Annotated in this window: 22 protein-coding genes and 4 pseudogenes; 15 read left to right on the top strand and 11 right to left on the bottom strand. The window is 33.5% G+C overall.

What is annotated here, in order from left to right; genetic code table 11:
- Window positions 1–1,403: collagen-like repeat preface domain-containing protein (locus tag Q3V31_RS18890; protein WP_329765763.1), on the bottom strand; the 1,403-nt coding region annotated here is incomplete at its 3' end.
- 433 nt (window positions 1,404–1,836) lie between these two features.
- Here Q3V31_RS18890 and Q3V31_RS18885 point away from each other — a divergent pair.
- Together Q3V31_RS18885 and Q3V31_RS18880 are read left to right on the top strand one after the other, a co-directional pair.
- On the top strand, window positions 1,837–1,989 hold the full coding sequence (locus Q3V31_RS18885; protein WP_170959285.1) for a hypothetical protein: 153 nt from the start codon (window positions 1,837–1,839) through the stop codon (window positions 1,987–1,989).
- A 664-nt stretch (window positions 1,990–2,653) separates the two neighbouring features.
- The gene (locus Q3V31_RS18880) at window positions 2,654–2,959 is read left to right on the top strand and encodes a heterocycloanthracin/sonorensin family bacteriocin (protein ID WP_329765761.1); all 306 of its coding nucleotides are present in this window, start codon (window positions 2,654–2,656) and stop codon (window positions 2,957–2,959) included.
- Between the two features lie 307 nt (window positions 2,960–3,266).
- Here Q3V31_RS18880 and Q3V31_RS18875 read toward each other — a convergent pair whose 3' ends face one another.
- Window positions 3,267–4,169, bottom strand: coding sequence for a LysR family transcriptional regulator (locus Q3V31_RS18875; protein ID WP_090813640.1), 903 nt, complete (start codon window positions 4,167–4,169; stop codon window positions 3,267–3,269).
- A 258-nt stretch (window positions 4,170–4,427) separates the two neighbouring features.
- Between Q3V31_RS18875 and Q3V31_RS18870 the strand changes: the two genes are divergently transcribed.
- The 5 genes and pseudogenes from Q3V31_RS18870 (at window position 4,428) to Q3V31_RS18850 (ending at window position 10,699) form a co-directional block, all read left to right on the top strand.
- A complete protein-coding gene (locus tag Q3V31_RS18870) occupies window positions 4,428–5,117 on the top strand; it encodes an MOSC domain-containing protein (RefSeq protein ID WP_001031668.1) in 690 nt (229 codons plus the stop codon).
- Between the two features lie 261 nt (window positions 5,118–5,378).
- Window positions 5,379–6,263, top strand: a pseudogene (locus Q3V31_RS18865) (GNAT family N-acetyltransferase).
- A gap of 33 nt (window positions 6,264–6,296) precedes the next feature.
- Window positions 6,297–6,893 (top strand): DUF1349 domain-containing protein, encoded by a 597-nt coding sequence (locus tag Q3V31_RS18860; protein WP_329765757.1) that lies wholly within the window; start codon window positions 6,297–6,299, stop codon window positions 6,891–6,893.
- 262 nt (window positions 6,894–7,155) lie between these two features.
- Complete coding sequence (locus Q3V31_RS18855; protein WP_090813381.1) at window positions 7,156–8,910, top strand: ABC transporter ATP-binding protein; 1,755 nt, start codon at window positions 7,156–7,158, stop codon at window positions 8,908–8,910.
- On the top strand, window positions 8,903–10,699 hold the full coding sequence (locus tag Q3V31_RS18850) for an ABC transporter ATP-binding protein (protein WP_090813382.1): 1,797 nt from the start codon (window positions 8,903–8,905) through the stop codon (window positions 10,697–10,699). Before Q3V31_RS18855 ends, Q3V31_RS18850 begins: the two co-directional genes overlap by 8 nt.
- 50 nt (window positions 10,700–10,749) lie before the next feature.
- Here Q3V31_RS18850 and Q3V31_RS18845 read toward each other — a convergent pair.
- The 3 genes and pseudogenes from Q3V31_RS18845 to Q3V31_RS18840 form a co-directional block, all read right to left on the bottom strand.
- Window positions 10,750–10,947, bottom strand: a pseudogene (locus tag Q3V31_RS18845) (tyrosine-type recombinase/integrase); the annotation flags it as partial.
- A gap of 49 nt (window positions 10,948–10,996) precedes the next feature.
- Window positions 10,997–11,095, bottom strand: a pseudogene (locus tag Q3V31_RS31000) (tyrosine-type recombinase/integrase); the annotation flags it as partial.
- Between the two features lie 219 nt (window positions 11,096–11,314).
- Window positions 11,315–12,535 carry an ATP-grasp domain-containing protein gene (locus Q3V31_RS18840; protein ID WP_000379775.1) on the bottom strand — a complete coding sequence of 407 codons (1,221 nt, stop codon included), beginning with the start codon at window positions 12,533–12,535 and terminating at the stop codon, window positions 11,315–11,317.
- A gap of 123 nt (window positions 12,536–12,658) precedes the next feature.
- Here Q3V31_RS18840 and Q3V31_RS18835 point away from each other — a divergent pair, with 123 nt between their 5' ends.
- On the top strand, window positions 12,659–13,756 hold the full coding sequence (locus Q3V31_RS18835) for a YheC/YheD family endospore coat-associated protein (protein ID WP_090813384.1): 1,098 nt from the start codon (window positions 12,659–12,661) through the stop codon (window positions 13,754–13,756).
- A gap of 280 nt (window positions 13,757–14,036) precedes the next feature.
- A complete protein-coding gene (locus Q3V31_RS18830; protein ID WP_000429661.1) occupies window positions 14,037–14,567 on the top strand; it encodes a hypothetical protein in 531 nt (176 codons plus the stop codon).
- Window positions 14,568–15,149: 582 nt separating this feature from the next.
- Here the strand turns inward: Q3V31_RS18830 and Q3V31_RS18825 are convergent.
- Both Q3V31_RS18825 and Q3V31_RS18820 read right to left on the bottom strand, forming a co-directional pair.
- Window positions 15,150–16,010 carry an exosporium protein D gene (locus tag Q3V31_RS18825; RefSeq protein WP_088009149.1) on the bottom strand — a complete coding sequence of 287 codons (861 nt, stop codon included), beginning with the start codon at window positions 16,008–16,010 and terminating at the stop codon, window positions 15,150–15,152.
- A gap of 174 nt (window positions 16,011–16,184) precedes the next feature.
- Window positions 16,185–16,769 carry a LysE family translocator gene (locus Q3V31_RS18820; protein ID WP_001128091.1) on the bottom strand — a complete coding sequence of 195 codons (585 nt, stop codon included), beginning with the start codon at window positions 16,767–16,769 and terminating at the stop codon, window positions 16,185–16,187.
- A 117-nt stretch (window positions 16,770–16,886) separates the two neighbouring features.
- On the opposite strand from Q3V31_RS18820, the gene Q3V31_RS18815 reads away from it, so the two are divergent.
- Window positions 16,887–17,444 carry a helix-turn-helix domain-containing protein gene (locus Q3V31_RS18815; RefSeq protein WP_000391302.1) on the top strand — a complete coding sequence of 186 codons (558 nt, stop codon included), beginning with the start codon at window positions 16,887–16,889 and terminating at the stop codon, window positions 17,442–17,444.
- A gap of 371 nt (window positions 17,445–17,815) precedes the next feature.
- Here Q3V31_RS18815 and Q3V31_RS30995 read toward each other — a convergent pair.
- Window positions 17,816–18,015 (bottom strand): annotated as a pseudogene (locus Q3V31_RS30995) (BclA C-terminal domain-containing protein); the annotation flags it as partial.
- A 136-nt stretch (window positions 18,016–18,151) separates the two neighbouring features.
- On the opposite strand from Q3V31_RS30995, the gene Q3V31_RS18805 reads away from it, so the two are divergent.
- Window positions 18,152–19,117, top strand: a complete 966-nt coding sequence (locus Q3V31_RS18805) for a DUF4183 domain-containing protein (protein ID WP_329765749.1) — start codon at window positions 18,152–18,154, stop codon at window positions 19,115–19,117.
- Window positions 19,118–19,180: 63 nt separating this feature from the next.
- Here the strand turns inward: Q3V31_RS18805 and Q3V31_RS18800 are convergent, their stop codons facing one another.
- Complete coding sequence (locus Q3V31_RS18800) at window positions 19,181–19,471, bottom strand: DUF4183 domain-containing protein (protein ID WP_001121652.1); 291 nt, start codon at window positions 19,469–19,471, stop codon at window positions 19,181–19,183.
- 478 nt (window positions 19,472–19,949) lie between these two features.
- On the opposite strand from Q3V31_RS18800, the gene Q3V31_RS18795 reads away from it, so the two are divergent.
- Window positions 19,950–21,203 carry an exosporium glycoprotein BclB-related protein gene (locus tag Q3V31_RS18795; protein ID WP_329765733.1) on the top strand — a complete coding sequence of 418 codons (1,254 nt, stop codon included), beginning with the start codon at window positions 19,950–19,952 and terminating at the stop codon, window positions 21,201–21,203.
- Window positions 21,204–21,576: 373 nt separating this feature from the next.
- Here Q3V31_RS18795 and Q3V31_RS18790 read toward each other — a convergent pair whose 3' ends face one another.
- Window positions 21,577–22,209, bottom strand: a complete 633-nt coding sequence (locus Q3V31_RS18790) for a cupin domain-containing protein (RefSeq protein ID WP_090813387.1) — start codon at window positions 22,207–22,209, stop codon at window positions 21,577–21,579.
- Window positions 22,210–22,455: 246 nt separating this feature from the next.
- On the opposite strand from Q3V31_RS18790, the gene Q3V31_RS18785 reads away from it, so the two are divergent.
- The 3 genes from Q3V31_RS18785 (at window position 22,456) to Q3V31_RS18775 (ending at window position 26,370) form a co-directional block, all read left to right on the top strand.
- Complete coding sequence (locus tag Q3V31_RS18785) at window positions 22,456–23,988, top strand: SMI1/KNR4 family protein (RefSeq protein ID WP_329765731.1); 1,533 nt, start codon at window positions 22,456–22,458, stop codon at window positions 23,986–23,988.
- 224 nt (window positions 23,989–24,212) lie between these two features.
- On the top strand, window positions 24,213–25,523 hold the full coding sequence (locus Q3V31_RS18780) for a phytoene desaturase family protein (protein WP_090813389.1): 1,311 nt from the start codon (window positions 24,213–24,215) through the stop codon (window positions 25,521–25,523).
- Window positions 25,501–26,370, top strand: a complete 870-nt coding sequence (locus Q3V31_RS18775) for a sigma-70 family RNA polymerase sigma factor (RefSeq protein WP_090813390.1) — start codon at window positions 25,501–25,503, stop codon at window positions 26,368–26,370. The genes Q3V31_RS18780 and Q3V31_RS18775 overlap by 23 nt, the downstream gene beginning before the upstream one ends.
- Before the next feature lie 34 nt (window positions 26,371–26,404).
- On the opposite strand, the gene Q3V31_RS18770 is transcribed toward Q3V31_RS18775, so the two are convergent.
- Window positions 26,405–26,563 (bottom strand): hypothetical protein, encoded by a 159-nt coding sequence (locus tag Q3V31_RS18770; RefSeq protein WP_001100983.1) that lies wholly within the window; start codon window positions 26,561–26,563, stop codon window positions 26,405–26,407.
- Window positions 26,564–26,577 lie beyond the last annotated feature (14 nt).

Genomic DNA, 26,577 nt, shown 5'->3' with positions numbered 1-26,577 from the left:
TCGTTTGCAACATACGCAAGACTCCCATTTGGAGAAACAGTAATTCCTTGCGGAGCGATTCCGACATTAATGGTACCAACAACTGTGTTGGTAGCAGCGTTAATAACAGAAACTGTATTATTACCATGATTTCCAACATAAACAGTTGTGTTATTTGGAGAAACAGCTACACCAATTGGATTAGCTCCAACAGGGATGGTAGCGATAACTGTATTAGTGGCAGTATCAATAACGGAAACGGTATTAGAAAAAATATTAGTAACATAAGCACGAGTTCCATTTGGTGAAACTGCTACTTCAAGAGGTGCATTATCTACAGTGATTGTATCGACTACTGTGTTTGTTCCGGTGTTAATTACAGATACTGTATCATCTGCAGGATCATCAATGGCTCCTGCGTTTGTAGCATAAACAAGGAAATTACATCCAGGTCCCGTCGGCCCAGTAGGCCCAGTAGGTCCCGTCGGTCCAGTAGGTCCCGGTGGGCAATCACAATCTCCCGATGGCCCAGTAGGTCCCGGTGGTCCTTCAGGCCCTTGGATACCTTGCACGCCTTGAGGTCCAGTAGGTCCTTCAGGCCCTTCAGTTCCTTGAATGCCCTGCACGCCTTGAGATCCAGTAGGTCCTTCAGGCCCTTCAGGCCCTTGAATGCCTTGCACGCCTTGAGGTCCAGTAGGTCCTGGTGGCCCGGGAACTCCTGTTCCTGTCCCTGAACCAGTAGGTCCTGGTGGTCCTTGAATGCCTTGAATACCTTGCACACCTTGAGGTCCAGTAGGTCCTTCAGGCCCTTCAGTTCCTTGAATACCTTGCACGCCTTGAGGTCCAGTAGGTCCTTCAGGCCCTTCAGCTCCTTGAATGCCTTGCACGCCTTGAGGTCCAGTAGGTCCTTCAGACCCTTCAGGCCCCGTAGGCCCCGTCGTTCCAGTAATGTTTAATAGTGAACTATTCAAGACTCCTTGTAAAATTAAGCTAAATGTCTGCTGTAACAAGGGGTCCGATATATTTGAACAACTAATAAGTGAAGACAAGTTTTGGAATAGAAATTGGAATAATGCCGAGATTTGAGTGAGAGTTGCAGTAGGTAAGGAATTGATTAATTGGTTTATAGTTCGTAAAACTAAATTTCTATTTGGTGTATTTGGTTGTACTGCTATTAATAAATCATTTAATGCCTGTAATGCTGTTTGGAGTATTTGTCTAGTTGTAGGATTTGGTGTTGTGAAGAAAGAAAGGATAGCTTGGTTTAATTGGTTTATTATTTGCAATAATTCTTGTTGTTGAGAATTTGAGAAAAAAACAGGTGTACAACAATTACTTTGATTACAAGGGGATACAGAAATAAAGCAGGGGAGCTGAAACTTATCACACGAATTTGGTGAATTTGACTTATTATTATGTCTCATAAATAACTCCTCTAAAAAATTTTAAATGTTAGATATGTCTTGATAATTTATATTAGCAACTGAGTTTAAAGTATTTATGGGTATATGTTTAATATGAAATGTACAGAAATGTTTCTTCCTTCAAAGTATATGTCAATAAAGTGAAGATGATCTTGTTTTGTGTGTAATCATATATACAAATAAAATGAAGATGTTTTTATAGTACATATAATCAATACTTAGTTACTAATAAGGATGTTGTAATCATAGGAATAGAAGATATTATGACATATGATTTTATTAATATGACTCGCATTCCATATAACGGGCATCTGATTTGAATTTTTTCCAGTCCCTTAATACATTTAAGAGACTGGATTGTTTAGTGGAAATAAAACTTAATAAAATAATCCTTTTATAAGTAAATAGATCGAACGGAGGGGAACCGTATCGTATGAATCAATTGTCATTTTCTGAAGGCATCGATGAAAAAGAGATGCGAAGACTTGTGGTGAAGGAGCTGAAAAACTACAAAGGATTGTGCGTTCGGATGAAAAATCAAGAAGAACAGGCTCAAGCGGGGGCATCGTTCTTTTTCCTAAAATGAAAGGTGACGATAAGAATCATGAGATACGTTTTAAACAAATTGAACGGACATTGAAATATGCTCTTGATAATGATCAACGTCAGATAACTGAGTTGAAGTATTTTGGGAGTGATAAAGTCAAAGATTCCTATGTTTATAATGAATTGATGATGAGGCGTGATAGTTTTTATGAGAATAAAAAAATAGCTATCCGTTTGATAGCTATTACTTTAGGAATTATATGAACGTAGTTTTATTTTAGTGAAGATGAAATTATGATCTTTTGTATGACATAAATCTAAATGTTATTATTTAAATTCATATTTTATAATTTCCATTTATCCCGCATTAACGGGCAGTACAATTCCCACCTCAAAATTCGACTGGAGCAAAGAAGTTAGGTGGGAAATTAACTACCCGTAAACCCCCACTGATTAAAGTTTCACTTTATAAAAATGAGCCCATAGTAAAAATAACCTAAAAATAGGCATATGAACAAGGTACATCATCTAGTGATAGGTCATATTTTGTTGGTGTACGTATTGAACTTAGTTTATCCCGCTATATGTGGGCAGTAAAACTCCCCACTGATTAAAGTTTCACTTTATAGCGCTATTTCTACTTAGATTTAACGAACAGAAATATAGGTAAGCATCGATAGGATTGTAGTTTATAAACGGAGGTCATGAAAATGAATAAGTTTCAACAAGAACTACAAGCGTTAAGCCTAAATGATTATCAGTCTGGAAATATTGTGTATTGGGACCAGCAAAACCAATATCCATATTACTATATTACAGATGATGCTCGTCGCTGTGGCGGTTGTGGCCGTTGTGGTGGTGGTGGTGGTCGTTGTGGCGGTTGTGGCGGAGGTCGTTGTGGTGGATTCCGTTGTTTTGGTTGCTTCGGTTGTGGTGGTTGCTCTAATTGCTCTAATTGTTCTAATTGTTTTGATGGTTTTAATGGTACTACTGTAACATATGAATATTGATAAGAGACAAAAAGGAATCCATTAAAAAAAAGATTGATCGAAACGGATTCCTACTTTTTGAAGCATTATATAATTTTTATAAAAAGGTGCTAACAAGTTTGCAAACGGACTTGCTAACACCTATACGAAATAGACATAAAATATCGCTGATGTGTAGCTTAATAATACGATAATAATTAAGCATTTATAATGAATAATAGGTTATTAGAAAAGAAACCATAAAATGTAATGTTTTATATCATTATAAAAAGAGATTATTCTAATAGGTCGTTGTGTAACGGCTGCATAGGATAATCTCTTTTTATGTTTAATTTTGTAGAGAATGTACTGTTAACTTTAGTTGTTCAATAAATTCTCGGGTAGCAGCGCACATGTATTTATCTTTTCTATAAATAAGTCCTATATCTATTGTTGGAGTGGGTTTTTCAATTTTAATAGATTGAATGTGTTCGCTTTGCAAAAAATCTATATAAGGTTTTGGTAATACTGTAATTCCCATATCTTTTGAGACCATTTGAATTAAAGATTCCATCGTACTAATTTCTAAAATTGGTTTTGGTGTAAAGTTGAATTTTTGACAATGAGATGTAATTAGTTCGGTTAAAAAGAAATTTTTAGGTAAAAGAATTAAAGGGTAGTTCTGTAATTCAGCAATAGATACATGATCACGTTCAGTTAATCGATGACCGGTTGGTACGACTAATGTAAGTTCACTTTTATATAGTGGGATGGAAACAATCTCTTTATCTTGTACCGGGAGAAACGTAATGCCAATATCCAATTCATTTTGTAATAATTTTTCGCGAATTTCTCCTGTGCGAAGCCCTAACACAGATAGTTCAATATTTGGATATAAATTATTAAAATTTAAAATAGCCGGCGGTAGTAAATAATTTACGACGGTTAACAAAGATCCTATTGTTAAGGAACCGTGCTGTAATCCATTTAAACCTTGAATGGCAGAACGAGCTTGTTCGACTTCATGAAAAATGGTTTTACTATGTGATAATAAAATTCTTCCTGCTTCAGTTAAAGATATCTTTTTACCAATTCGATCGAAAAGTGGCATTCCCACTTCATGTTCTAATGCACGTATTTGTTGACTTAGTGAAGGTTGTGAAATGTTTAATTTCTCAGCTGCTTTTGTAAAATGTAACTCTTTCGAAACAGCTAAAAAGTATTCTAGTTGTCGTAATTCGATTGGAATCACCTCAAATTTAATCATAGGATATACCTATCATTATTATATAAATAATTGAATTGAACAATGATTCTATGAGATTTATAATCACTTTATCAGAAATGGATTGATTATAAAAATTAGATGAGGTGAGGAAGAATTGTTGAAATTGAACGTATTAGCAGAAATTTATACACAAGTACTTCAAAAAAGGGATGAGGCGGTTTACCGACAGGAATACATCATGTAACGCCTTTATATGTAAAATAAGCAAGAGGAGCGATAAGGATGAATAAAGAATATGAAATACTATCTCTAAACATAGGATTGCCAAAAGAGGTTATATATGGAGGAAAGTTAATTCAAACAGGCATAAATAAAGTTGAAACAAAGGAGCCTATATATTTATCGTTTGAAAAATTTAAAGGTGATGGCCAAGCGGATTTAGTTCATCATGGTGGAGTGGATAAGGCAGTTTGTGTGTATTCGGGAGAACATTATGGATATTGGGAGAAAGAATTGAGTCAAGACCTTGTATATGGAGCCTTCGGAGAAAATATAACAGTTAGCGGTATGCGCGAAGAGGATGTTTGTATTGGTGATACGTTTCAACTTGGAGAAGCGATAGTACAAGTGACGCAGCCAAGACAGCCTTGTTTTAAACTAGCTAAGAAATACAATGTTCCAAAGTTACCGTTGTATTTTCAAGAAACAGGATATACAGGGTTTTATTTTCGCGTATTAAAAGAGGGATGGGTATCACCAGTCGATACGTTAAAATTGCTGAAGTCTGATTCGAAAGGTATTACAGTAGCGTTTGCTAATTGTATCATGCATAAAGAAAAACAAAATATGGAAGGACTAAAAAGAATTTTAGAAGTACATGCGCTTTCTACAAGTTGGAGAAAGACATTTGAAAAACGAATGAGGGGAGAAGAAATTAATACGAAGGAGAGGATTGAAGGAACTAAAAATTAAATAAATATTTTATTATAAATGGTGCATTTCTATTAGTAAAAACTCATTAGAAAGCGCTATTTTTATATAATAAACTTATTAATATTCAAAAAAACTTAATATTGGTTTATTCGACTTATTTTTAAAGAGTCAAAACATAAAATTAATTAGATTCTTTTTTTATGTTTTATGATACTATATTGATTTGTAAGGCCTATAATTTTATGGGTAGGTCTTATAAGTTTATCTAAATTTAATGGAATCGACGTATGGAGGTACAACATGGGGAATATTGAAAAAATTGCAAATCTTCTATTAGAAGAACCGGAAAGAGAGCAGTTATTTCCTTTATTTGATGAAGTGTTTGGGATTACAAGTCAAACATTACATGATTTTTGAGAGAAAGGGTATTGGGATTATACATATAAAGCTTTATCATTTATACAAGATGATAAAGTGATTGCAAATGTTGCGGCGTTTTCACTTCCATTACTAATTAATGGTGAAAAAATAAATGCGGCGGGTATTCAATCAGTAATGACACATCCGGATTTTCGTAGACAAGGACTAATGACACAATTGCTTAATAAGATGATAGAAGAAATTGATAAGCAATGTGAATGTGCTTTCTTGTTTACTGAAACGCCTGAACTATATAAATCATTTGGATTTCAAATTGTGCAGGAATATTTGATGACAGTATCATACGAAAACAAGAGTGATAAAGATTCTCAACTTAAAAAGTTAGATTTTTATAATGAAGAGGATAGACAATTAATACATGAGATTATTGAAAATGGCCAAAGGCTTTCTAATAAATTTTCAACGTTAAATTACCGCTCTTCGTTTTATTTAAATATGTATGATTCAACATGGAATGAAAACCTTTATTATTCAGAGAAATTAGATTCGCTGATTGTTTTTACAGTAGAAAATCAAAAACTAAAATTATTTGGAGTATTTGCGCCGGTAATACCGATTTTAGATGAATTATGTGAGGAAATCTCTGGGGAATTTACGGAGATTGAATTTTATTTCTACCCAGATCAATTAGGAATTGATGATGTACAATATACAGAATTACAGACTAGTAAGTATTTAATGGTTCGAAGTAATAAAGAATTAGATTTTAAAGGTTATAAATTCCCGGTATTAACTGAGTTTTAAATATTAATTTAAATGCTTTTTTATGGAGGAATTATGAAAATATCATATATACCAAATCATATTGAGCAACTTACTGTAATGAACGCACCTAAATTTTACAAACTTGAAGACAATGATACATTCATTGTCCATTCTAAAGAAGAAACAGATTTTTGGCTGAAAACCCATTATGGTTTTGAAGTAATGAATGGCCATGTATTTTATGATGAGATAATGACAGATTTTCAGGCTGAAGTTCAATTGCGCATGAATCCAAATGCGACATACGATCAAGCGGGTTTATTTGTTATGATTTCTGAGAAGTGTTGGTTAAAAACATCTTTAGAATATATTCCTGAGGGGCCATCACATTTAGGTGCTGTCGTAACGAATAATGGCTATTCTGATTGGTCAACGCAAGACTTTCCAAATGAGTTTGCTAAGCAACAATTAAGTTTTCGAATTATTCGAAAACTTGGTGATTATACAATATATGTGAAAACGAGTCAGCGATGGGAACAAATAAGAATCGCTCATTTGATGGAGGACATAGGTAATGAGCCTGTTAAAATTGGTTTTTATACGTGTAGTCCTTCAGAAAATAATGGATTCGAGACCGAGGTTTTCGATTTTAAAATTGAACAAATATAGATAGGAAAACCGCATTCTTACTAAATGAGAATGCGGTTTTTATTAAGTTAAAGAGTATTCACATCAACTGGCAGTGAAAATGCCTGGTAGATTAAAGTTCCATTTTATTGACTAAAAATGATTTAAAACTTATCATTTAATAATGTTAAATATTAATTTGCATAATATATTAGAAGTAATGAAGAAATTCTAGACTATATCGCTTAAATAAGGAGGAATATGAATTATTCAATGGTAATTTCATGAAAAAAGGAGATTATGTATGAAATCATTTCGCAAGTTGTTACAGTATTTAAAACCATACATGTTCTTCGCTATTATTGGACCGCTATTTATGGTACTTGAGGTTGCGATGGACTTAATTCAACCGACAATTATGCAACATATTATTGATGTTGGAATTGCAAATCGGGATTTGAATTATGTAATAAAAATGGGGCTTCTTATGATAGGGGCAGCAGCGATCGGTTTAGTTGGAGGACTTGGTTGTATGATGTATTCTACAAAAGCTGCTGTTAATTTCGCTACAGACATACGAAAAGATGTGTTTGCGAAAATAGAAACATTTTCTAGCAAAAATCGTGATTCATTTGGAACAGGAAAATTATTAACGATTGTTACAAATGATATTACATCCGTTCAATCGGCGATGACGATGACGTTACGTGTACTTGTTCGTGGACCGTTGTTATTTATTGGAAGTATTATTATAGTCTTTGTAACAGCGAGAGACCTATTTCCTATTTTACTTGTTGTCGTACCAGTTTTATTAGTTGCAATTGTATTGATTGCAAGTCAAGCGAGCGGTTCATTTAGACGAGTACAAGAAGCATTAGATAAAGTAAACACAAAGCTACAAGAAAATTTATCCGGTGTACGCGTTATAAAAGCATATGTAAGACAAAAATATGAAATCTCACAGTTTGAGAAAGTAAATAAAAATTTAACTGGAATAAATATTCGTGCTATACAAATTATTTCATTGATGATGCCAATTATTATGCTAGTTGTAAATGGCGGGATTGTAGCAACTTTATGGATTGGTGGCGAAAAAGTTTTTAACGGCACACTCCAAGTAGGGGCCATTTTAGCTTTCATTAATTATTTAAATATCATTTTAATGTCACTTATGTCTATTAGTATGGTATTTATTCAAATTGCCCGTGCTTTTCCATCAGCTGATCGTGTACAACAAGTCTTACATACTGAAGTTGACATTAAAACTGAAGGTGACGTATATGAACCAAAGCAAGTGGATGGTAATGTAGAGTTTAAAAATGTTAGTTATAGTTATACGAAAAATAATGAATATGTATTAAAAGATATTTCATTTACTGTACGTAAAGGTGAAAAAATAGGGATTATTGGATCTACTGGAAGTGGTAAATCTACATTGGCGAAACTATTGCCGCGACTTTACGATGTTGATCAAGGTGAAATATATATAGACGATGTCAATGTGAAAGCGTACGATTTGCAAAAACTTCGTGCTTCAATTGGCTTCGTTCCACAAAAGGCACTTCTCTTTTCAGGCAGTATAGAAGAGAATTTACGTTATGGAAAAGAAGATGCCACTTATGATGAATTGGAATTAGCGTCTTCATCTGCTTGTGTGACTGAGTTTATCAATAAGCTGGAAGACTCTTATCAATATAACTTAACACAAGGTGCAACCAATCTATCTGGCGGTCAAAAACAACGTATATCTATTGCAAGAGCCTTAGTGAGAAAACCATCTATTCTTGTATTAGACGATTCTACATCGGCAGTTGATGCGAAGTCAGAATCTGTAATACAAAAAGCATTAAGGTCGAGATATAGTGGCACAACGACATTTTTAATCGCATCAAAAATATCCTCTATTATAGATGCTGATAAAATTCTCGTTCTGGATAACGGTGAATTAGTTGGAAGTGGTACGCATGAGGATTTATTGGCAACTTGTGAAGTGTATCAGGAAATTTATCTTTCCCAAGGTGGTAACCTGCAGCAAGAAGGAGGGGAAGAGCGTGCGTAATTTTCAAGGGCAATTTGGAAATAAAGGTGGACGTAATAATCCGAAAAAGAGAAAAGCAAAGAATACTAAAGGAACTATAATGAGAGTATGGAACTACATGGGGTATCAAAAAGCATCTCTTATGTTCGTTATTATTCTTGTATTTATCACGACATTACTCGGTTTACTTGGGCCATATTATATGGGGGTCATCATTGATGAATATATTGTACCGAAGGATTTAAGCGGGACAGCGAGAATGTGCATGCTGCTCATTGCAATATATGGGATAACCGTATTGTTAACATGGTTACAAACATTTGTCATGATTAATGTTGCATTAAAAACAATACAAAAAATACGACAAGATATTTTTGAGAAAATCCAAACACTTTCTCTACGATTCTTTGATGTACGTTCTCAAGGTGATTTAATGAGCCGTGTGACAAATGATATTGATAACTTAAATCAAGCTTTGACACAAAGTGTTGTGCAAATCATTTCATCAGCGTTAACGTTTATAGGTGTAACAATTGCGATGTTTTCATTAGATTGGATTTTAGCAATTGTCACTTTAATTACGGTACCTATTATGTTTTTCGTTACAAAAAAACTAGTTGCTTATAGTGGGAAAAACTTTGCGAAGCGTCAAAAGGACTTAGGAGAATTAAATGGATTTATTGAGGAAGCTATTACAGGTGCAGATGTAACTACGTTATATGGAAAAGAAAAAGAAACCGTACATAACTTCAATGAAATTAACGAACAGTTAAGAATTTCAGCAACGAAGGCTGAAACATTTTCAGCATTTATTTTTCCGAGTATGAACTTTATTAATAACTTAGGAATGGGGCTTGTAATTGGAGCTGGATCAGTTATGGTATTAAACGGAATGACAACAGTAGGTGTCATTGCTGCTTTTATTAACTATTCTCGTCAATTCGCAAGACCGCTTAGTCAATTTGCAACGTTAATGAATACGATTCAAGCGGCAGTTGCTGGCGGAGAACGTGTCTTCGAAATTATGGATGAAGTACCAGAAATTCAAAATAAAAAAGATGCAGTACTTGTACAAAATTTACAAGGACGCGTTACGCTTGAGAAAGTTTCATTTGGATACGAACAGGACAACATGATTTTAAAAGATGTGAGTCTAGAGGCGAATCCGGGGGAGACAATCGCTTTAGTCGGTCCAACTGGATCAGGAAAAACAACGATTATAAATTTGCTAACTCGCTTTTATGACATTCCAAAAGGACAAATTAGTATTGATGAAAAAGATATAAAGGATTATGATATTAATTCTTTACGGAGTAAAATAGGCGTTGTTTTACAGGATACGTATTTATTTGCTGGGACAATTATGGATAATATCCGTTATGGACGACTAGATGCAAGTGATGAAGAAATAATTACTGCAGCTAAGGCAGCATCGGCGCATTCTTTTATTAAACATTTACCGGATCAATATGAAACAGAAATTGCTTCAGAAGGTTCAAATTTAAGTCAAGGACAAAAACAACTTCTTGCGATTGCACGAGCAATTTTAGCAGATGCAGATATATTAATTCTCGATGAAGCAACATCTAATATTGATACGAGAACAGAATTGCAAATTCAAGCAGGATTAAATAATTTAATGAGAGGGCGAACGAGCTTTGTAATTGCTCATCGACTGAAAACGATTGAAAAAGCAGATCAAATACTTGTAATAAAAGATGGAAGTATTTTAGAGAGAGGAAATCATGAAACTCTCATGGAAGATGGAGGGTTTTACTTTGATTTGTATACGAGTCAGTTTAAAATTTAACAAAAACATTGATGTGGTGAGGTTTCTCTAGAAAAGAGAAACCTCATTTTTTATATTTGCAAACATTGCCATCCGAAAAGTCTATCACTGAATGTTTTAACAGCGTCCTTTTGCAGACTAGGTGAAAAATGTGAATAGCGATTTAAGGTTAAGAAAACGTCCTTATGACCCAATCGTTCGCTTACAATCTTTGGATGTACTCCTTGTTTTAAAAGAAGCGGTGCATGAGTATGGCGTAAATCATGAAATCAAATGTTTTTTAATTCGGATTTTTTCAAATAGGCTTTAAATGTATCAAGAAAACCACTTTTGTCTTCTTTTTCCTGTCTCTGAATCAGCTCCGATATCGACAATAATACACCACTTTGTTCCTTTTTTTCGAATATGTCCTTTCACTTAAAACATTCCTTCATTGATTTTTGAATCATGTTGTAAAAGTCTATTTGTAATTTTGCTGTTATGAAAATTACATGTTTGGGCATATCGGCGATGGATATATTTTATCATATATAAATTAAAACATTTTGGAGTCGTCTATTTAGTAAAGAAATTAAAATTATAAGAAATATGATTTTTAGTATATTTTTATCAGTTGGTGTATATATGTTGTATTTATTATTTTTGGATTTCAAATGAAATTTCTTTAGCTGCTTCTAAAGCTATTTTTTTAGCTTCTGTTTTAAAATAGGCTGCAGCTAAAACGTATCCACATCGATGGCCCATTGAAGTAGGTGGTTTTAAGATAGTTCCTTTTTTAGGTTTTATATAAACTTTCTCTACACCAGGATATTTAGAACTACGGTTTTTCCCTGTAACTCGAATTAGTTTTCCTTTAGATTTAACTGTTAGGTAATGAGCGTACACATATTTATAATGTTTTTTATTTAGTGAAGGTTTATTTCCTAACATTAACTGAATAGTCTCTTGCACTAAGTTGATTCCATGTCCAATTTCAATTATGTCATTCATTGCTCCACCTGATATTCTGGGATTTATCTCAATTAATTTCCAAACATCTTTTATTCTCCGGAGTTCTAGATGACACGCTCCATTTTTCATATTAAAGGCCTGAATAACAGAATTAACTGCATTGAAAAGACTATTATATAGTCTTTTGTCTACCTGTCCTAGTAAAGAATAACCAGTAACAATAAAACGTTCAAAAAGTGTAATTTCTTGTTCAATTACTGCTATAATATGGACTTTTCCATCTTGAACTAAAATTTCAACTAAGTACTGAGGTCCATCTATATATTCTTCAAGTAGAATTTCTTCATTAGGTAGTTTTTTTAAAAGACTTTGTATAGATAAGATTAATTGATCTTTATTTTTTACTAATAATACATCTTTGGATCCTGTTGATTTAGGGGATTTTACAATAAGAGGGAAATTCATCTCTTTAGTTTTTTCAAGAAAAGATGATAATGATTCTGTTGGTTTGTAAATTAAATAGTTGAGTGAGATTGGTAATTCTTTAAGTACATTACGAGTTAATATTTTGTTTTCCATATGATGGATAGCTTTAGTAGATACAATATTTGAGCAAAATTTTTCTGATAAACGTGCAGCCACATAAACAAAAGGGTCAATAAAACTAAAGATCCCTTTTATGTTTTTTCCTGATTTAATTAATTTTTCAATTGTTGTAATTATATTATCATAATCATTTATATCAGTGAAAATCATCTGATGTACATCAGGGAATATAGTGCGTTCATTAATAAATTTTGTTTTTTTAGTTAATAAAACAGTAAAGAAATTAAGTTTTTCAGCTGCTTTGATTGCTTCCCTACTTGATCCAGATTTATTTGTTTCAATGAAAACGATAGTATCCATTTTATGTCACCTTAACCTTTATCATTTTATAAAATCTCAGGTTTATAATTTCTATAGGTAGAATATTAAAATGAGGTTAAGCTTGTTCTGGATTTTTCGAAAAATGGTTGAATGAGGAAGAACATGAATATATATATAATGAATTTGATATTTGTTCTGAAAAAAATCTTTAGAAAGAAGGGAAGAAGAACTAACATGACTATAATTGGTATGCTTCATCATCGGAAAGATCCGAATGACGTAAAGAAAGCATATACTTACGCTGCTGTAGCTAAAGCTGAAGGTGTGGACTTTTTTTATTTTACTTTAGGGAAAGTAAATTTAGAAACGAAGAAGATTTTAGGTAAAACTTATGAAAATGGTAAGTGGATTGAAAAAGAATTTTCTTTTCCAGATGTTATTTATAATGCAAGTGTTCATGTTAGTAATAAAAATCAGCAAATCTATGATTATCTACATGAAAAAGTTCCTTTTACAAGTCATTCAATTGGAAATAAATTAAGTGTATATAACAGAATAAATAGAGCAAAAAAATTTAAGCAATATCTTATTCCTTTTTATGAATTAAATGATGTTAATAAGTTTTTTGACATGTTTAATCGTTATGAAAAACTTATTATTAAACCAATTTCTGGACATCAAGGTAGTGGTATTGTTTTCATTGAAAAAAATGGGATGAATTACAGTATGAATGAGTCAGAACAAATTTCATCTATTAATAAAAAACAATTACAGAGCTTTATATCTGATAAGATTCAAGAGCAAGGATACATAGTTCAACAGTTTATTTCATGTCAAATGAAATCTGGTCATGTTTATGATTTTCGATTGCATGTTCAAAGAAATGGGGAAGGCAGGTGGGTTGTTACTTCTATATTCCCGAGAATAGGTCCATTAGGAAGTATTGTATCAAATATGGCTAAGGGTGGTTATAGTACTTATTTAGATGTCTTTTTAAAAGCGGAGTTTGATAACGATTGGTATAATATTAAAAGATATTTAGAACGATTTGCAGTAACTTTTTCTAACCATTTTAATTCTTTATTTAGAGATGTATTATTTGATGAGTTAGGAATTGATGTAGGGATTGATAAAGATCAAAAATTGTGGTTATTTGAGGTGAATTGGAGACCAGGGGTACCTAATATATTTAATCTTGAACTAGATGTAGCTAGAAATTTAATTCACTATGCTAGATATTTGGCTGATAAATCTAAATAAGAAAAGGAAAATAGAAAAATAAAATGAAACTTAGAAACCTTTATATACCAATGGTTTCTACTAATCTCTCTTTCTATATCTCCTATAAGGTTATTCTCCATCCATCCCAAAATTCGGCGGATGCTGGACTGTCGCCAAGTCGACGTACCTAATACGGGCAAATTACCGGAACCTGATAATACACCCTTCATTGTGGGCGAGGGCACATATTTATAAAAAAATACGCTTGTCCAATCCATTATCATTCTCTAGTCATTTAATACTACAAAGGGGGGAGAACATGGAAAACAATGAAAAAATCACGTTTCGATTTGTAAAAAAAGATGGAGAAGAAATTAATTTGGGAAATCTTGCTGATAAACGAAAAATTGTCATTGTCATTAATAATCAGATTACATTTGCACCGAATACAACACAAATTGCCAGTGGAGCCGGACAAAATAGTGCAGCAGGAAGTAATGCAGCGATCGATTCATCGAATACCCGACAGCAAGGAACGGTGGGCGCTGGAGGCGAAGCCATAAATAAAGGAATTAGTGGGGATCAGATTGAGCCGCATAAAAAGAAAAAAGAAACTTCGGATGAAGAGGCAGAATTTGTAATTATCATCAATAATCAAATTAATAAAACCCGTAAGGAACAGTCTGGTGCTACTCAAGTGGCAAGTGGTGGTGGAGAAGACAGTGCAGCGGGAACCAACGCTGCCATCGAAAGTTCTAATACTAAACAGCAACATGCAGTGGGAGGCGGTACGGATAGTTCGGCAGAAAATGCAGGTGAAGAAGGCGACCAAATAGAAAAATGCGATTAAAGAAAAGAGGCTGTAATTATTTCACAGCCTCTTTTTCTTATTATGGATTAATTGGTCTATTACTTACCCAACCATATTAGGAATATATTAAATATCTTGATGGATCATATACTGTCCATAATCCTATCCGTTGAGAAGCATTTGGATTTTTATATACTGCGATTGATCCATAAAATTTTCTATGACTAGCTAAAGTATTGTCAATATATACTGCAAGGTCATAAGGATGAAGTTGTATTTAATAAAAAGTTGTAGCTTCCGATTTTGATGATGCGAAAAATCAAATTCGGCAACTCGAATTGTCTTTTGCCACAGAAGCATGTGCTTCTTTTTTTGAAGAGCTATTAGTATTTGTACGGTTTCTAGTAATAAGTTTTGGATTATACATTCAAAAATAGAAAAAATATATCCAACCTTATTTAGCAATGAAGCTTAGTAAGAAGCGTGTGGATATAAAAATCGTTATTGGATAAAAAATCAAAAGAGCACGCCTATAAACGTACTCTTAGAAAGATAAGAATCTTATGAGTGGAGGAAATCTCCATATAATAACATATGCTTGTCTACTTTAAATGTCTAAAATTAACAATCATAATCATTGTCGTATTCATGGTTACATTCATCGCAAGGGTTGTTCTGGTCATCACAGCAAATACAAAATGTTTTATTGATAAATATATCAATAAAATCAAATGTATCGGAATTATTTGTGAGAGTAAGGCTTTGTAAATCTTCTACTTGAAAGATCCTTGTTTCATTAGGAACTAAAGTTGCATTAATTGGTATGTTAGAACTTCTTGTTTGAACTGTTACTTCAATGGGACCGGAATCGTTAGGAACAGATAGTTGAAGTAATGTTTTGTTGTGATTAATAGTAAAATCTTCAAATACTGTTCTTGAGGTATTAGGGGGTACGATAATATCGAGCGGTACATTTCCAGCTAAGGTAGTTCCCGAACCAGCAATCGTATGAGTTTCGACAAAACAGTTACTATCTTCGTTAATAGAATATGAATGCTCTTTATAATAATCATTTTGTTCATTGCAGCAAATGCAAAACGTTTTTTGGATATAAACACCAATGTCGCTACTTGTATTATTATTATTTGTGAGAGTGAGGCTTTCAAAATTTTCTACTTGAAGAATTCTTGTTTCACCTGAAGCTATTGTAGCGGTAATCGGTCTACGAGAATTTCTTGTACGAATAGTTACAACAATTGGTGCAGAAGTACCAGGAACATGAAACTGCAGTAATGTTTTATTGTGATTATTAGTAGCATCTTCAAAAACTATTCTTGAAGTGTTAGCTGGTACAATAATATCTAACGGTATATTTGAGCCAGCAATCGTATGCGTGTTAGTGAAACAGTTCTCTTTTTTATTGTGAGAATATGAATAGTTTTTATAGTACTTTTTACCATGTTTATAAAAATAATCAGCCATTCTTTAATCTCCTATCTTTTATTTGTCTATATATTGTATTTAATGAGGATAAGAACTGTTTGTACAAGGTAGAAAAAAGTTTTATTTAGGAGAATAAGAGAAAAAGATTAAGATATACTTACTGTAGCGTTTGGTTCAGTTAAACAAAATATAAGAATTAGAATGAGTATAGAGCTAGTTTATAACGATTGATATAGCACTGAAAACCAATAAAACAGCCATAATGATGTTAAATAATTGAGTATGTTTTAATAATAGTTTTTGGAACATTGAACCAAACAGGCTCCAACTAAATGTACTCATTAAACCGACTACACCTAGAAATAATGAAAAAAGTAGAAAACTGGAATATGAATTGTAGTAAGGGAGAATAAAAGTAGAAACTACAGTCAGTCCGAATAATATCCCTTTAGGGTTAACAAACTGAAGAAAAATCCCCACTGTAAATAAGTTTTTATTATCTTTTTCATCGGGATCTGTACTGCCTTTACTAGTGAGTATTTTAAAAGCTAAATATAACATGTATGCTACTCCTAAAATTTTTAAAGGTAATTCGATTTTGGGCAAAATATTAATTAGTACGATATTAAAGAAACTACATAAAGAAGTGAGGAGGAAAAAACCGAAAGCTACTCCAAAGCAAAATTGCATGCTCCTTTTCAAACCAAGTTGATTTGCGTATGTCATCGCTAAAAAATTGTTAGGACCGGGTGTGAAGCTACTTATAAAAACAAATAATAAAAAAGAAAATAAAGGCATTTCAAAACCCCCTAAGTATTTTTCGTATGTTATAATGACCGAAAAGAACAATATAACGTGTGCTTTTTATTATACATAACGGTCGTTATATTGTATATAGTGTGGGAGTGTTTTTTTATGGAAGAAATTCAACTTATTTTGGCGAAAAATTTAAAAACAATTCGTGAGAAAGAAAAATTAAGTTTAGAAAAGGTTGCCCAATTAACAGGTGTAAGTAAAACGATGATTGGACAAATTGAAAGGGGAGAATCAAGTCCAACACTAACAACAATATGGAAAATTGCGAATGGTTTAAAAGTGTCTTTTACGTCTTTAATTAATAATCCACAGCCTGATACGAAAGTGGTTTTACGAAACGATGTTCAAGTATTATCAGAAGACAATGGGAGATATAAAGTGTATCCTTCTTTTCCTTTTCAAGATGATAGGAACTTTGAAATCTATACGGTTGAAATTGAAACGGAAGGAAAATTAAGTTCGGAAGGCCATAAAGAAGGGACCGAAGAATTTATAACGGTGTTTGAGGGAGAATTGACAATTGAAATAAATGATTGTCAATATACATTAAATAGCGGAGATTCAATTCGCTTTAAGGCGGATAGACCGCACTCTTATCATAATTCCGGACGAACGCTAACTCGGTTAAGTATGACCATTTATTATCCAGCTTCATAAACTTGTTATTTTATTTAGAATATAAAGAGATACGTTTTGATAAAACCATCTATAAAAGATGGTTTTATTTATTACAATTTACAAAAAAAAGACACTCATCTGAGTGTCAACACAGTATTGCTCTCGCGTATAGGATTGGAGAATATTTCTCAAATACGTATTGAGATGGTCCGTAAAGGAGAAACTGTCTTCTTATTTAATGTAACATCAGCATGGGCGCAGTGTAAATTGATAATATATATACGGAAAATTTAGTAAAGATAGTTACTACTATGAATATAGTGCAATGTGTTTTTGTTGCATAATCACTGTCGTGATAGTTACTAGTTTAGTATCTAAAAATGTTTATTAAAAAAAGAATGAATCATTTTTTAATCGATTCGTATAATTGTTAGAGAGGTACCTGTTGAACCACCTCAACTAAATTAACGATGGATAATATGCCGAATAATTGAAGCGAAATTGTATTACCAGCAAATAAATTGGTAATTAAATTATTATTATAATTTGAAGTTGATATTGCGGGAGTAAAAATAGATCTAGGAAGTGGAGTGGAAGAGTTTAATAGTAGTAGTTATAGCAAAGGTGAAAGTTTAATATATGTAAAAATCATTTGAGAATGAAAAAAAGATTAGTTATGGAATTCTTTTAAAAGGATAGAGTTATTATATAAATTAGTAGACAAAAATGTGGAATGAGGTATTAAATTGAAGCGAGATGATAAATTATCAATAAATAAAGCTATGATAGAACCTGGAAATATTGGACCTACATTTCCAGTTCTTCCCCCAATTTATATTCCAACGGGACCAACAGGACCAACAGGTTTAACGGGACCAACAGGTACAACAGGACCAACAGGTACAACAGGACCAACAGGTACAACGGGATCAACAGGTTTAACAGGACCAAAAGGTACAACGGGATCAACAGGTTTAACGGGACCGACCGGTGCAACGGGACCAACAGGTCTAACGGGACCAACAGGTACAACGGGATCAACAGGTTTAACGGGACTAACTGGTACAACAGGACCAACAGGACCAACAGGACCAACAGGACTAACAGGACTAACAGGACCAACTGGTACAACGGGATCAACAGGTCTAACGGGACCAACCGGTACAACGGGATCAACAGGTCTAACGGGACTAACTGGTTTAACAGGGCCGACCGGTACAACGGGACCAACAGGTCTAACAGGACCAGCTGGTACAACGGGATTAACAGGTCTAACGGGATCAACAGGTCTAACTGGTTTAACAGGACCAACCGGTACAACGGGATCAACAGGTCTAACTGGTTTAACGGGACCAACCGGTCTAACAGGGCCGACCGGTACAACGGGACCAACAGGTCTCACAGGACCAACCGGTACAACAGGACCAACCGGAGAACCTGGGGTTATTGGCCCCATAACAACAACCAATTTGTTATATTACACTTTTTCAGATGGAGAGAAACTTATATATACAAATGCAGATGGGATAGCTCAATATGGTACAACGAATATATTATCACCTAGTGAGGTTTCATATATTAATTTGTTTATTAATGGAATTCTGCAACCACAACCATTTTATGAAGTTAGTACTGGTAAACTAACTTTATTGGATAATCAACCACCATCGCAAGGTTCTTCAATTATTTTACAATTTGTCATTATTAATTAAAAAAGACAGATCCTTAAATGAAAAGGAATCTGTCTTTTTTGTTCTACATTAAAGTAGTTAAAATTAAGTGACGATAAATTCGATTGTGATTGGAATTCCACCGTCTAATGCATCTCCGCCAGGAATTGTAATAGCGCCAGTAGGACCAGTAGTAACACTGGAGTTCACGCTTGGCTGAAGAATACCGTTTACATACAAGTTGTAATACGTGAAAGTCGGAAAAGCAGTTGCAGTAGTACCCGCATCGTTTAAACAAGCTGTGGCAGCAACCGCAAAGGCTGCACCTGTTCCTGTTCCTGCTCCAAGTGTAGATGTAAATCTTCTAGAAGCCATAAATGGTTGAATGATTGGCAATTAAATTTCACTCCTTTAATTATTTTTTTTGAACGAAGTATAGAATAACCTGTCCACTATATTGTATGAAAGTTTTTTATAATAGAAACGGCTTCATGATTATAGAAGGAACACAATAGTAGTAAAGGTATCATTGTTAATTATTTGAAAGAATGATGTTGTTACTTTTGGTATATGCTAATGATTAATTTGTTTTTTAATTTATAAATAAAAATGTGCTTTTGGACCTAAGAGATAAACGTGGAAAAATAAAATAAACTTTTAAGTTTAGGTATTTAATCTAAGCAGTCAATTATTAAAAACATATAATTAATATGTGAGTCATGAACATAATTAAATTATATTTTAAAGTTTAATTATAATTCATGTTTCCTATTTTAAGTTAAACATATAATACAACTCTTTTTTTTCAATTACATCTCTAATAGTTTTTAAAATAGGAAAACACTCAAATATAAGAAAAGTAAGGAGGAAATAAATGAAACATAATGATTGTTTTGGTCATAACAATTGCAATCCGATAGTTTTTTCAGCAGATTGTTGTAAAAATCCACAATCAGTTCCTATTACTAGTCAACAATTAAGTCAATTAATTACTCTACTAAATTCATTAGTATCAGCTATTACAGCATTTTTTGCAAATCCAAGTAATGCAAACAGATTAGCGTTACTCGATTTATTTAATCAATTTTTAATTTTCTTAAATTCCTTATTACCTTCCCCAGAAGTTAATTTTTTGAAACAATTAACTCAAAGTATTATAGTTTTATTACAATCTCCAGCACCTAATTTAGGACAATTGTCAACATTATTGCAACAATTTTATAGCGCTCTTGCACAATTCTTCTTCGCTTTAGACCTTATCCCTGTATCCTGCAACTCAAATATCGATTCTGCAACTTTACAACTTCTTTTTAGTTTATTAATTCAATTAATCAATGCTACTCCAGGAGCAACAGGTCCAACAGGAGCAACAGGAGCAACAGGAGCAACAGGAGCAACAGGAGGTGGAGCAACAGGAGCAACAGGTCCAACAGGAGCAACAGGAGCAACAGGTCCAACGGGAGACACAGGAGCAACAGGAGCAACAGGTCCAACGGGAGACACAGGAGCAACAGGAGCAACAGGTCCAACGGGAGACACAGGAGCAACAGGAGCAACAGGAGCAACAGGAGCAACAGGTCCAACAGGCCTAACAGGAGCAACTGGTGCAACAGGAGGCGGAGCTGTTATTCCGTATGCATCAGGTACACCAGTAGCATTAGCAACTGTTTTGGGTGGATTAGCAAACACAGGAGCACTTCTTGGATTTGGAAGTTCATTCTTCCCTGTAATTGTCCCACCTGGTGGCCCAATTACTATAGGTCCTGTACCTCCAGTATTTGATTTCGCATTTGTAGCTCCTCGCGCAGGTACAATTACTTCGTTAGCAGGATTCTTTAGTGTAACTGTAGCGGTTGCTGTGGCATTAGGAAGCATACAAATTCAAATGCAATTGTACAGTGCGCCAGCAGCAAGTAATACTTTCACTCCAGTAGGTACACCGTTACTATTAACACCAGCATTTAGTGGTCTTATTGCTATCGGTGCTGCTTCGAGTGGTATTAGCGCACAAGCAATTGGGGTCGCTCCACAAGATAAGATATTACTTGTTGTTTCATCAACTACACCAGGTTTTGATATAGCTACTGCTATTACAGGATTCGCAAGTGCAGGGATAACATTCGTCTAAGTATCGCGTCTTAAATGGTGAGAATTGAAAAAAGGAATACTCTTTTTAAGAGTATTCCTTTTTGTATAGCTAAAAAAGACCTTATTTATTTTTATTACAATTACATCCTTTTTTCTTTACGTAGCCTTGTTGAGCTAAATCTCTTTCCGATTGGGAACTGGAAGATTGAGAGTTCGAAGATTGCGAGGATGCTGACGAGCTACTATTTTTATTATTAGAGTAGTTTTTTCGATAGTTATAATTACTCATAGTACTATCACCTCCAATTAAATATATTAATATTATATGTATGTACTCTATTAATTGTTACGATAAAAAATCTCCTCGATATTTTCCGAGGAGATAAATGATGATTCTATTAAAATGATGCTAATTAATACCCCCAGTAAAGAGGGAAGTAATAAGAATCTTGGTAATATAGATTTTGTTGTTGAGTAGGGGGCTGAGTTGACTGATTTATCATTTCGCGGTTTTGATTACAGTTCGCCGGGGGACCAATTACCGTAGTTGATTGAATTGGGGATACTGTTTGTTTCCATTGTTGTTCATTGAGGCAATAAGTATGAGCCATCATATTAGCGGGAGTTAATCTTAAAATATCAGAACCAAAAATAACTTCTGGGGTTGGGGCGTCGAATATAGCTAATAAATGAGTATTATCTGCGGAAGCAATTTCATAATGCCACCACGCTTGTGGAATGTTGGCAACTTGCCCTGGTTTTATCGGTAAGTTTAATATTTGATTCGTAAATGGATTAAGTAAAGAAACAACAGCAGATCCTGAAATACAGTAAACAAGTTCAGCTGCATTTTGATGAATATGTGGTTCTACAACGTTACCTGTACTTAAATAAATATCTAATAAAGAAGTATTTTCTAAAGTGTTTAATTGTTTTATGCCAAGTACATTTATATAATTTTGGGCATCTTTCTTAAAAAAATTACTTTTACTTAAATCATGAGTGAAATTAGTTGAGGGGGAAGTGTAGTCGATATTAGAAGTCAATTGTATTACCAGCCTTTCCTATGTTTTAATACAATCTGAAATTAGGGTATGAGTCTAGTTATCGAAATGTGAAAGTGAAGATGGTTTTAGGTCGTTAAATAATAAAATTGCAAGTACATATGCAGTAGGATTGAATTTCGATGAAATAGTATAAAATAAGTTTGGTTGCGAGAAAAAGCTCCTTTAATTACAATTAATGTAATTAAAGGAGCTTTTTTGTTAGTTAATAAAAAGGGAGTGTGGGATATGAATAGTCTAATTTTAAAAGAGTTAGAAGTTGAATTGAAAAATCACTTTAAACCATTTTTGAATGCACCTGCAACAATAGAAGAAATTCAATATGTCGAAAGCGAAATGGAAATTTCGTTTCCAGATGAATTACGTATGCTTTATCTCACACATAACGGTGAAGTTAAATCGGGGCCAGGATTGTTTTTTGGTTTGCCATTTCTCTCTTTAGATGAAGTTTTGAATGAGTGGAGAGTATGGAAAAGAATTGAAGAAGAGGAGTTTTTTAATTTTGATGCATTTTCAATACCAGCAAAATGTATTAAGGAAAGATATGTGAATCACAAATGGATACCTATTAGTAAGGATTATGGCGGTAACAATATAGGAATAGATGTTGATCCGGATGAAAAGGGGGAAATGGGACAAGTTATTAATTTTGGACGAGATGAAGAAGTAAAATATGTAATGGCAAATAGAATTTCAGATTTTTTACTATTTATTTTACAAACGCTAAAAGATAAAAATTTCACCATTCACCAAGAGGAAGACTATTTATATTGGAGTTATGGTGCTAACGACAATCTACATTTTTTAGACGCATTATTTAATATTGAATTACCTGTTTTACATCCTCAATTTATATTTCAGTCTGAAAATAATGTTAAAGATTGGTACGATAGTTTAGATGGAGAATGGAAAAACATTGTGGGTTCTTCTGAACGTGCGGATAAATTTATTAGAGAGAAGAGACTATATTTAGGTGGAAAGGGATTAGTAGATATTAGTCCATTACATATATGTACGGAAGTAAGGGAACTAATTTTAACTGGTAATGAAATTAAAGATATAACAGGGTTAGAACGGATGAATACTTTAAAGAAGCTATATTTAGTTAATAATCCGGTTCAAGATTTAACGCCAATTATACATTTACAGCACTTACAAGAAATGAATATAAAGAATACGGGGATAAATAATCTATCGGTACTTGTAGAAATACAGTCATTAAAAAAATTGGATATTTCTAATACTAGTATTAAAGATTTTTCGTTATTACCGCAGTTTGAAAAGTTAGAATCGCTTTCTGTACATATTTCAAATCGTGAGCAGCTCTATGCAATTTCAAAAGTAGATACTTTAAAGCATTTGTATATTTTAGGTTTAGAGAATGTTAGTGAATTGGATTTACTTGTTTTACAAAATTTAAATGACTTAATAACAATTGAATTTGAAAATAGTACCATTGATAATTTAGATTGCTTTCAACATAATGCGTCAATTCAAAATATAAAGTTGAAAGATACAAAGGTAACGGATGGATCGGCATTAGGTAGAATGAGAGGACTAAAGGAATTAGAATTAGATGGAGCAACAATTGAAAACATTGAAATGGTTTGTTGTTCTAAGTCATTAGAAACATTTACAGGCTCGTTTGAACAATTTCATATGTTAAAAGACTTATTTGATAGAAAAATAGATTTTTCAAAAATAATAGGAGAAATGAGTGAAGAAGAAAGTGAAGTTTGGTACCAGCATGTAAGTGTTTAGAAAATAATATTATTATGTAAACAAGTTTGTTTGTAGAAGTTGTAACTGTTATTATTTTAAAAATGTTCACCAACACTTTCTGGAATATAAATTAGTATTAAGCCACTGTTTGACAGTTGATTCTGCAATGGAGTGGTTAGGAGAAATAAATTATGTGTAACTGAATGTCACATCCCTCCTAGTTCGTTCGTCTTGTATGTAGAACGATAAGGAGGGATTTTATTATGAGAAAATTTGATGTAGCAATTGTTGGCGGTGGGCTTGCTGGATTAACAGCATCTATATATTTAGCGAAAGCTGGAAGGAAAGTTATTGTATTGGAAAAATCAAGTCGCTTTGGTGGTCGAGGGATGACTATAAATAAAAATGGCATTTGCATGAATCTTGGTGCACATGCTTTATACAGAGGAGGAGCAGCATTTTTAACTTTTAATGAGTTAGGTTTGAATCTCCCAGGTGGAATGCCATCTACAAAAGCACATGGAATATGGAAAGGGGATGTATTTACCATTCCAACAGATTTTCGCTCCATTTTATCAACACCGTTACTTTCATGGTCTGCAAAAGTACAATTCTCTCGTCTTATGATTCATTTAGGGAAATTAGATGTAGGAAAAGTTCAAAAAATGAGTTTATCTACATGGGCAGAAAATGAAATAAAAGATCCAATGGTTCGAAATATATTTTATGCGTTATGCCGAACAACAACATATACGTTTGCTCCTACGATACAATTAGCATCATCTGTACTAAAGCAAATACAGCTGTCTATGAAAGAAGGGGTACTTTATGTAGATGGTGGTTGGGAGACGATAATAACAAAATTAAGAGATATGGCGAATAATGTCGGGGTGCAATTTTCGGCTAATAAACATGTTTTGGAAATAGAGCATTACGAAGGTAAACAAAGAATACATTGTTTTGACGATGAGTTATTTGAAGTAGGTACAGTCATCGTGACGACTTCACCAAAAGAGGCTTGTAAAATAATAAAAGGTGCAGAAAGAACAAGTTTGTATAGATGGAGTAAAGAATCGGTACCGGTTACCGTCGCTGCATTAGATATTGGTTTAAGACGCTTAACCAACCCTACACATCAATTTGCATTAGGGTTAGATCAACCTATATTTTTCACGAATCAATCAAGAGCAGCTAAATTAAGTGAAGATGGCTCAATAGTAGTGAGCTTAATTAAGTACCATAATCCTATGCTAGAGATAAATCATTTTCATGATGATCAAGAACAGTTAGAAAATACGATGGAGTTGCTACATCCGAATTGGAAAAGAGAAGTTGTTGCAAAGCAATATTTACCGAAAATAACGGTAGTACATGATTTTCCTCATATTGACCGTGTTGAAAAAACGGGCCCTAATATACCTGAAATGCCAGGTGTTTACGTTGCAGGAGATTGGGCTGGGCATGATGAAATATTAGCTGATGCTGCGGTAGCAAGCGGGAAACGTGCAGCGTTACACATTTTAAAGCAATTAGAAAGTGAGGCAGTTCATCATGGAAACGGAGCAATTATATGAAGCGTATCAACCATTATTATTTTCATTAGCATATAGAATCCTTGGGAGTGTTATGGACGCTGAAGATATCGTTCATGACGTATTTATCGCGGTAAATAATATAGAGGATGTTCAATCTATAGAAAATATGAAAGCATATTTGTGTAAAATGGCGACAAATCGTTCAATTGATAAATTACGTTCGGCAGCGCATAAACGTAATTTATATGTAGGGATGTGGTTACCAGAGCCATTTGTGGAAGAGACTGATGAGCCAGCAGAGTCATTCGTAATGAAAGAATCAATTTCTACGGCATATTTATTACTTTTACAACAACTGTCTGAGGTAGAAAGGGTTGTTTTCATATTAAGAGAGGTTTTGAGTTATGACTACGAGGAAATAGCTTCAATTGTTGATAAGAGTAGTGTGAATTGCCGGAAGATCTTTCAACGCGCACGAAAAAGTATTTTAGATAAGCCGAAGCAATCAACACTAAGTACGAAGAAAATGGCTGCCTATGTGGAAAAGTTTGTATCATCATTACAGTGTGGGGATGCAGAAGGCATGTTAGAAGTATTAAAAACAGATGCGATATTTAAAGCAGATGGTGGTGGTAAAGTTACAACTGCTATTAATCCGATTTATTCTGCAGATAAAATTATACGTTTGTTCTATGGAATTACAAAACGGTTGCCAGAAAAGTATAGTGTTGATTTCAAAATAGTAAATGGTGCACCGGGCGTTATAGTTACAATAAATAATAAAGTGACGTATGTACTTTCATTCGCATTTGAGGATGAGAAAATTTCAAACATTTATATGATGGTTAATCCTGAAAAACTTATGCATTTAAATGTAATAGTATAAAAAAGACGCATTTCTTTAGAAGTGCGTCTTTTTTTTATTTTTCTAACATTTCAAGAGGTACATCTTTTTCGCCGGCTACCTCAAATTTAATTTCCCCGTCTTCTTCATAAATACGTGAAATAATCGGTATAGTAATCATTAATTTTTTATGCTGTTTTCGCTTTCTAGCGGCATCTAAGCTAATCACGTTCATTGTAAGCATCCTTT

The sequence above is a fragment of the Bacillus nitratireducens genome, from assembly GCF_036320425.1.
Classification (GTDB): Bacteria; Bacillota; Bacilli; order Bacillales; family Bacillaceae_G; genus Bacillus_A; species Bacillus_A nitratireducens.
The sequence above is the reverse complement of the archived record's forward strand: the minus strand, read 5'-3'. Positions and strand labels throughout refer to the sequence as shown.